The organism is Burkholderia sp. FL-7-2-10-S1-D7 (assembly GCF_001524185.1).
GTDB lineage: Bacteria > Pseudomonadota > Gammaproteobacteria > Burkholderiales > Burkholderiaceae > Burkholderia > Burkholderia diffusa.
This window is the reverse complement of sequence record NZ_LOWY01000071.1, coordinates 24,736-32,755: the sequence shown is the minus strand read 5'-3', so window position 1 is coordinate 32,755 and position 8,020 is coordinate 24,736. Positions and strand designations below refer to the sequence as shown.

Here is an 8,020-nt window from a genome sequence, read left to right as displayed (position 1 = left end):
CATCAAGGACCCGACGCAGAACATCGTGTGGGTCACGCCGGAAGGCGGCGGCGGGCCGAATTACCCGAACATGTAACGCAAACGCATCCCCGCGCCTGCGGGCGCGAACGAACCGGAGTGAGACGATGAGCAATGCAGCGAAGGAAGTCGTGGTGGTGAGCGGTGTCCGTACCGCGATCGGCGATTTCGGCGGGAGCCTGAAGGATTTCTCGCCGACCGATCTCGGCGCGAAGGTCGTGAGTGAAGTGCTGTCGCGCGCGAACGTTTCGGGTGACGCGGTCGGGCATGTCGTGTTCGGTCACGTCGTGAACACCGAGCCGAAGGACATGTATCTCGCGCGCGTCGCGGCGATCAACGGTGGCGTCGCGCAGCACGCGCCGGCGCTGACCGTGAACCGCCTGTGCGGCTCGGGCCTGCAGGCGATCGTGTCGGCCGCACAGACGATCATGCTCGGCGACGCCGACATCGCCATCGGCGGCGGTTCGGAGAACATGAGCCGCGCGCCGTACAGCGTGCCGTCCGCGCGCTTCGGCCAGCGCATGGGTGATGCGAAGCTCGTCGACATGATGCTCGGCGCGCTGCACGACCCGTTCCAGACGATCCACATGGGCGTGACGGCCGAGAACGTCGCACGCAAGTACGGCATTTCGCGTGACGCACAGGATGCGCTCGCGCTCGAATCGCATCGTCGCGCGGCGCGCGCGATCGCGGAAGGCCGCTTCAAGGATCAGATCCTGCCGATCTCGATCCGCACGAAGAAGGGCGAGGTCGCGTTCGACACCGACGAGCACGTGCGTCACGACGCCGGTCCGGACGATTTCACGAAGCTGAAGCCGGTGTTCGTGAAGGAGGACGGCACGGTGACGGCCGGCAACGCGTCGGGGATCAACGATGCCGCTGCCGCGGTGCTGATGATGAGCGCGGATGCCGCGCGTGCGCAGGGCGTGAAGCCGCTCGCGCGTCTGGTCGCGTATGCGCATGCGGGCGTCGATCCGGCGTACATGGGCATCGGCCCCGTGCCGGCCACGCAGAAGGCGCTCGAGCGCGCCGGCCTGAAGATCACCGATCTCGACGTGATCGAGGCGAACGAGGCGTTCGCGGCACAGGCGTGCGCGGTCACGCAGGAGCTCGGCCTCGATCCGGCTAAGGTCAACCCGAACGGGTCGGGTATTTCGCTCGGTCACCCGATCGGCGCGACCGGTGCGCTGATCACGGTCAAGGCGCTGTACGAGCTGAAGCGCATCGGCGGGCGTTACGCGCTCGTGACGATGTGTATCGGCGGCGGCCAGGGGATTGCGGCGATCTTCGAGAACATCTGATAATCGACCGTTCAGCACCCGAATACACAGGAATCGTCATGGCCATCGAAACCGTCGGCGTCGTGGGCGCCGGAACCATGGGCAACGGCATTGCGCAGACCGCCGCCGTTGCAGGACTCAACGTAGTGATGATCGACGTCAGCGATGCGGCACTCGACAAGGGTGTCGCCGCGCTGAAGGGCAGCCTCGAGCGGCTCGTGTCGAAGGACAAGCTCCACGCCGCCGCACGCGACGCCGCGCTCGCGCGCATTACGACGTCGACCGACTACGCGAAGCTCGCCGCGGTCGACATCGTGATCGAAGCCGCGACCGAAAACGTCGAGCTGAAGAGCCGCATCCTGAAGCAGATCGAGTCGGTCGCGCGGCCCGACGCAATCATCGCGACCAACACGTCGTCGATCTCGATCACGTCGCTCGCGGCGCTGCTCGCCGATCCGTCGCGCTTCGTCGGCATGCACTTCTTCAACCCGGTGCCGCTGATGCCGCTCGTCGAGATCATCCGCGGGCTGCAGACGAGCGACGCGACCGCATCGGCGGTGCGCGCGCTGACCGAGCGATTCGACAAGTCGCCGATCGGCGTGCGCAACGCGCCGGGCTTCGTCGTGAACCGGATCCTCGTGCCGATGATCAACGAAGCGTTCTTCGTGCTGGCCGAAGGCATCGCGTCGGCCGAAGAGATCGACGCGGGGATGAAACTCGGCGCGAACCATCCGATCGGGCCGCTTGCGCTGGCCGATCTCGTCGGGCTCGACGTGTGCCTCGCGGTGATGGACGTGTTCCTGAAGGACTTCGGCGACACGAAGTATCGTGCGTGCCCGCTGCTGCGCGAGATGGTGTCGGCAGGGCGGCTGGGGCGCAAGACGGGGCGCGGGGTGTACGACTACAGCAAGTAAGCGCTGCATCGATGCCTCTTCATGCGGCCGCCTTCGGGCGGCCGTGTGCTTTGGGCGGCATGCTCGCGTCGAGCACCGCCAGGTCGCGCGGCAACGTGATCGCATGGCGCACGGCCGGCGGGTTTCATGCAGGCAAACTGGCGCCTGCCGCGCGGGCTGGGCGTTGCGCGCGAGCGGATCCGCTACGCATTCTTCGGGCCTGCGACGTTGCGCGAAAGCGAGGCCGAGGCATCAACTCGTGATCGAATGCGGGACGTTTTCCGCGGTGCCGATGCATGCGGTGCTGCGCGACGACCACTGGCTGCATCTGCATGGCGATCCGCGCGAATCGCCTGCGCGCTGACGATCACGAGGCGGCCCGCCGGAGCACCTTGATTGCAGCCAGCGGATACCCGGCGCTATGATGCCCGCATCCGTCCGATGGCAGTGATTCCTCGATGTCAAAAACCTCGCCCGTACCGCCGCTGCCGTCCCGATCGAGCGAAGGCATTCATGACCTTCGCATCGTCCGGTACGGCTTCTTGCTGGTCGACGACTTCTCGCTGATCGCGCTGAGTGCCGCGATCGATCCATTGCGGATCGCGAACATGGTCGTCGGGCGGCACGTCTACGACTATCGACTGATCGGGCCAGGCGATGCGGTCGTCCGGTCGAGCGACGGCATCGGTGTCGTGCCGGACGTGTCGCTGTCGGACAGCGGCACATTCGACGTGGTGTTCGTCGTCGGCCCCAATCCCATCCCGCGCCGACGGACCGGCGCGATCATCGACTGGTTGCGTCGGCAGGCACGCAACGGGACCGCGCTCGGCGGCCTCGATACCGGCAGCTATTTCCTCGCGCGCGCCGGGTTGTTGAACGGCTATCGCTGCACGATCCATTGGGAGGACCAGGACGTGCTAATGGAGCAGTTTCCGAAACTGACGGTGTCTACCCGCCTCTACGAAATCGATCGCGATCGCTATACCTGCAGCGGCGGCGTCGCGCCGCTCGACCTGATGGTGCATCTGCTGGCGGCCGCGCCGGGCAGCCCGGCCCTGGCCGCGCGCGTGCTCGAATTGCTGGTCGCGGAGCCGCGCAGCCGCGAATACCGGCAGCAGACGTCGCTGCGCCAGTACATTGGCGCGGAGCACGAGAAACTGGACGAGGCCTTGCAACTGATGGAAAGCAACGTCGAGGAAACGCTTTCCGTGCCCGAGATCGCCGTCCATTTGCAGGTGTCGCAGCGACAGCTGCAGCGTTGGTTCCAGGATCGCCTCGGCAAGTCGCCCGCGCAGGCGTATCTGGAGATTCGCCTGCTGCGTGCGCGGCAACTGCTTTACCGCACCGCGACCCCGCTCGAGGAGGTGTGCGCGCGCACCGGATTCACGTCGACGACCCATTTCGCGACGCGCTACAAGGAACAGTTCCAGATCTCCCCGATCGCCGATCGGCGCCGCTACCAGAACGCGCTGTAGTCCGGCGGCGATCGCTTGCCGGGTTCGACCGGCACTCATTCCCGTACCGAAGATCGTCCTGCCGATGGACAGGCCCGCGCTCGCTCGCGCGCACGGCCGGCGGTGCCGGATTGGTGGTTAACCCGGAATGGCCATATCGTGGAGTGTGATGTCCATTCCAGAAATCTTCGAATCCGTCGAACTTCTACCATTTGCTCACACCCACCACGTCTTTTACCGAGGAGCGAGCTCATGAAGATGGAGAACCTGATTCGAATCGAGAATGGCGAGAAGGTGAAGCACACCTTCTCCGATGCCGAATATGCGAACCGTCAGCGCAAGCTGCGCGAGCTGATGGCGCGCGAGAACATCGACGCGGCGCTGTTCACGTCATATCACAACATCAACTACTACTCGGACTTCCTGTATTGTTCGTTCGGCCGGAAGTACGGGCTCGTCGTCACGCCGAACAAGGTCGTGTCGATCTCGGCGAACATCGATGGCGGCCAGCCGTGGCGGCGCACGGTCGGCGACTACAACGTCGTCTATACCGACTGGCAGCGCGACAATTTCTTCCGCGCGCTGCAGGTCGAGATCGACAATCGGGGCCGCGTCGGCATCGAGTTCGACCATGTGCCGCTCGAGATGCTGTCGAAGCTGAAGGCGGCGCTGCCGTCGGTCGAGTTCGTCGACATCGGCGCACAGACGATGCGCATGCGCATGATCAAGTCCGACGAGGAGATCGCGCTGATCAAGCATGGCGCGAACGTCTGCGATGTCGGCGGCGCGGCGCTGGCTGCCGCCGTGCATGAAGGCGTGCCCGAACATGAAGTCGCGCTGGCGTCCACGCAGGCGATGGTTCGCGAGATCGCGCGACGCTTTCCCGAGTCGGAACTGATGGATACGTGGACGTGGTTCCAGTCCGGCATCAACACGGACGGCGCGCACAATCCCGTCACCACGCGCAAGGTGCAGAAGGGCGACATCCTGAGTCTGAACTGCTTCTCGATGATCGCCGGCTACTACACCGCACTGGAGCGCACGATGTTCTTCGACCATTGTCCGGATGAACATTTGCGGTTGTGGAAGATCAACGTCGAAGTGCACGAAGCGGGGTTGAAGCTGATCAAGCCGGGTGTCCGCTGCAGCGATATCGCGCTCGAACTCAACAAGATCTATGCGGAATATGGGCTGCTGCAATACCGCACGTTCGGGTACGGCCACTCGTTCGGCGTGTTGTCGCACTATTACGGACGCGAGGCGGGGCTCGAACTGCGCGAGGACATCGATACCGTGCTGGAGCCGAACATGGTCGTGTCGATGGAACCGATGATCATGCTGCCGCAGGGCCATCCGGGCGCGGGAGGCTATCGCGAGCACGACATCCTCGTCGTCGGCGAGCGCGGCGCAACCAACATCACCGGCTTCCCGTACGGCCCGGAACACAACATCATCAAGTCGTGAACGACATGTCGATGCGTGACGCCCGCCGTCGCGGCGGCGGACGTCGCATTGCCGGATGACGGCACACGCGGTGTCGAAGGAACCATGCAGCCGACGGAGGGTGATCCGCCAGGATCGTCCACGTCGGCTGTTTCGTTACACGAAGCATGTCGAGCCGATCGTGGAACCCGTCCCGATCGATGTTTGAATCGGCAGGCATGCGGCCATCTGTCTTTGCGAGCTACGGCGATCCGCCGTTCCGTTTGCTCGATCCCGCGTCACCCTTCTCATTCCGCGATTTTCCCGGCTTCACATCGCCGACGGCCCGGCAGCCGGTCGACGCGCGTTCCCTGTCTCGTTTCATCGACGACCCTCGACGGGCATCCGGTCCTGCCCGGCAATCACGTTCTTCCGTGTGCGTGCGCCGCGATGCGTCGCCGCTTGTGCGATGCCGGCTTCCGGCATAACTTCGAATTTTCGACCCACGATCGCTGCCGACGCGTGCGTGCTGCCCGACGGCCGGCGGTGTTAACCCTCGATGTCGAATTCAGAGAGTCTATTGTCGAAAAGGAAAATCTTCCTGGGGCTCCAGCTCCTACCATGCGCTTGAATGGTCGCGATTCGGCACTGCGCAGTGCACTCACCGCACGATCGATCGAATCACGGATGGCGGCCATGACACCGCAACGTACTATTCAGTTTGGAGACTGAGCATGGGTACCAGAAAGGTAATGTCGGGTCGGTCGGCGGATGCCGGCACATGGTTGCCGAGCCATGGCGACGCCGTCCGTTCGAGTGACGGCGCCGCCGCGCGCGGCGAGGCCGATACGCGGCTGCTCAGGCGGGCCGCATGTGCGAGCTTCATCGGCAACTTCGTCGAATGGTTCGATTACGCATCGTACGGGTATCTCGCGACCGTCATCGCGGTCGTGTTCTTCCCGATGAGCGACGCGATGACGGGGCTGCTGGCCGCGTATGGCGTGTTCGCGATCTCGTTCGTGATCCGGCCGCTGGGCGGTGTGGTGTGGGGGCACTTCGGCGACAGGGTAGGACGCCGGACCGCCCTGTCGCTGTCGATCCTGATCATGTCGTGTTCGACTTTCCTCATCGCATTCCTGCCGACTTATGCGCAGGTCGGGATGGTCGCTCCGGTCTTGCTGCTGCTGGTGCGGGTCGTGCAGGGCTTCTCGGCGTCGGGCGAGTATGCGGGTGCGTCGGCATTCCTTGCCGAGTACGCGCCGGAAGGCAAGCGCGGGTTCTACACCAGCATCGTGCCGGCCAGCACCGCGGCCGGCCTGTTGTTCGGGTCGGTGTTCGTTGCGGTGATGCACGCGGCGCTGACGTCGCAGCAGCTGCACGACTTCGGCTGGCGTCTGCCGTTCCTGCTGGCTGCGCCGTTCGGCGTAGTCGGACGCTATATCCGTATTCGTCTCGAGGACACGCCGAAGTTCAAGGCGCTCGAAGGCGCGCACCATGTCGCGCAGGCGCCGGCCACCGAGCTGCTGACGCAGCATCGCGGCAAGATGCTGATCGCGTTCGGCGTGACGTGTCTGAACGCCGTCGCGTTCTATCTCGTGCTGAGCTACATGCCGACCTACCTGTCTACCGAGATGGGTGTCGGCGAGACCGAGTCGTTCATCGCGGCGACGGTTTCGCTGGCGGCGTATATCGGGCTGATCTTCCTGATGGGCGCGCTTTCGGATCGGGTCGGGCGCAAGACGATGCTGATCGGCGCATCGGTGTTGTTCGCGGTGCTGACGGTGCCGCTGTTCAAGGGGCTGGCCGGCGCGAGCTTCGTGACGATCGTGATGATCCAGATCGCGTTCGGCGCGCTGCTGACGATGAACGACGGGACTTTGCCTTGCTTCCTGTCGGAAATTTTCCCGACACGCGTGCGTTACACCGGCTTTGCGTTCTGCTTCAATACGGCGAATGCTCTGTTCGGCGGGACGGCACCGTTGGTCGCGACGTGGCTCATTGGGGCGACTGGAAACAAGCTCGCGCCGGCATGGTATCTGGTTGGGGCGGCGGGTATCGCGCTGGTTGCGATGCTCGCGAGCAGCGAGACGTCGAAGCGGCCGCTTGCGGACGATTGACGATGCAATGAGTCGTTTGGCCGGTTTGCGCTCCGCTTGAAGCGAAGCGCCGTGTGGCAGTGTCGAATGTCTGCCGCGCGGCGTTCGCGTTCTCGGCGTTCGTGATGACGTCGTTCGCGCGGAGCGCGGAACGAGCCCACGACGATGAAACGGCAAATAAGCTTTGCGGAAGCAGAAAGCGCGGACAAGAAGCGCTTGACCGTCCTTCGGGTGGGCAGCCGGTCTGTGCGTCAAACAAGGCTGGCAATGCGCCAGCCTTGCGATTAGGCAGATTTAGCCTTCTTGCGGTTTGCGCCAGTCGTCGGAGGCTTCCGTGCCGGCGATGGCGTGGGTCCAGGTGATCTTGCGGTAGGCCATCGCGACCTTGATCAACTGGGTGTACTCGGCCTTGCTCGGGTCCTGCGCGTGCGGCAGCGCGGCATTGATGTTGACGATGGTGGCGTCTTCGAGCTTGGTGGTGAAGAAGTGCTCCTGCTTGCCTTCGGTCGAGGTGCGGTACCACTTCACTTCCACTTCGGGGAGCATCTCGCCCGAGGCCAGCGCTTGGTACAGCAGCGGCGTGGCTTTGTTCAGCGGCGCGGTGAAGGTGAACGGCTTATGCACGCGCTGGCCGGACGGCTGGCCGCTCTGCGGATCGGTCGGCGTCGCGATCAGGTGTTCGATTTCCTGGACCAGGATCTGGTCTTCGTGGCCTTCCTGGTAGACGTTGCCGACGGAATCGGCGGTGAAGGCGCCTTTGGTGATGTTGCCTTGGGTCTTGCCATGGATGCTGATATAGGCGGGTGTAGGCATAGCTTGTATTACTCCGTTTTGTGATGAAAGGCCCGTGGCCCGAT

At 64.2% G+C, this 8,020-nt stretch carries 8 protein-coding genes; 7 read left to right on the top strand and 1 reads right to left on the bottom strand.

Annotated features, from left to right (window positions below; all coding sequences use genetic code 11):
* The 7 genes from WS75_RS35125 to WS75_RS21520 all read left to right on the top strand — a co-directional run.
* Positions 1–76 (top strand): 4Fe-4S dicluster domain-containing protein (locus WS75_RS35125; protein WP_133168007.1); only part of this gene is annotated, 76 nt, incomplete at its 5' end.
* A 49-nt stretch (positions 77–125) separates the two neighbouring features.
* Positions 126–1,319: a beta-ketothiolase BktB gene (bktB, locus tag WS75_RS21540; protein WP_059682965.1), complete on the top strand. Its 1,194-nt coding sequence runs from the start codon at positions 126–128 to the stop codon at positions 1,317–1,319.
* 38 nt (positions 1,320–1,357) lie between these two features.
* The gene (locus tag WS75_RS21535; protein WP_059682964.1) at positions 1,358–2,212 is read left to right on the top strand and encodes a 3-hydroxybutyryl-CoA dehydrogenase; all 855 of its coding nucleotides are present in this window, start codon (positions 1,358–1,360) and stop codon (positions 2,210–2,212) included.
* A 238-nt stretch (positions 2,213–2,450) separates the two neighbouring features.
* A complete protein-coding gene (locus WS75_RS34345; protein ID WP_218919281.1) occupies positions 2,451–2,555 on the top strand; it encodes a M14 family metallopeptidase in 105 nt (34 codons plus the stop codon).
* A 94-nt stretch (positions 2,556–2,649) separates the two neighbouring features.
* Positions 2,650–3,666: a GlxA family transcriptional regulator gene (locus WS75_RS21530; protein ID WP_059682961.1), complete on the top strand. Its 1,017-nt coding sequence runs from the start codon at positions 2,650–2,652 to the stop codon at positions 3,664–3,666.
* A gap of 231 nt (positions 3,667–3,897) precedes the next feature.
* Positions 3,898–5,109 (top strand): M24 family metallopeptidase, encoded by a 1,212-nt coding sequence (locus tag WS75_RS21525; RefSeq protein WP_059682960.1) that lies wholly within the window; start codon positions 3,898–3,900, stop codon positions 5,107–5,109.
* 692 nt (positions 5,110–5,801) lie between these two features.
* Complete coding sequence (locus tag WS75_RS21520; protein ID WP_156429843.1) at positions 5,802–7,184, top strand: MFS transporter; 1,383 nt, start codon at positions 5,802–5,804, stop codon at positions 7,182–7,184.
* A 273-nt stretch (positions 7,185–7,457) separates the two neighbouring features.
* Here the strand turns inward: WS75_RS21520 and WS75_RS21515 are convergent, their stop codons facing one another.
* The gene (locus tag WS75_RS21515) at positions 7,458–7,976 is read right to left on the bottom strand and encodes an Hcp family type VI secretion system effector (protein ID WP_059682958.1); all 519 of its coding nucleotides are present in this window, start codon (positions 7,974–7,976) and stop codon (positions 7,458–7,460) included.
* Between the last annotated feature and the right edge of the window lie 44 nt (positions 7,977–8,020).

Coding starts and splice junctions, on each gene's coding strand:
- bktB (WP_059682965.1), top strand. CDS start 126: ATGAGCAATGCAGCGAAGGAAGTCGTGGTGGTGAGCGGTGTCCGTACC.
- WS75_RS21535 (WP_059682964.1), top strand. CDS start 1,358: ATGGCCATCGAAACCGTCGGCGTCGTGGGCGCCGGAACCATGGGCAAC.
- WS75_RS21530 (WP_059682961.1), top strand. CDS start 2,650: ATGTCAAAAACCTCGCCCGTACCGCCGCTGCCGTCCCGATCGAGCGAA.
- WS75_RS21525 (WP_059682960.1), top strand. CDS start 3,898: ATGAAGATGGAGAACCTGATTCGAATCGAGAATGGCGAGAAGGTGAAG.
- WS75_RS21520 (WP_156429843.1), top strand. CDS start 5,802: ATGGGTACCAGAAAGGTAATGTCGGGTCGGTCGGCGGATGCCGGCACA.
- WS75_RS21515 (WP_059682958.1), bottom strand. CDS start 7,976: ATGCCTACACCCGCCTATATCAGCATCCATGGCAAGACCCAAGGCAAC.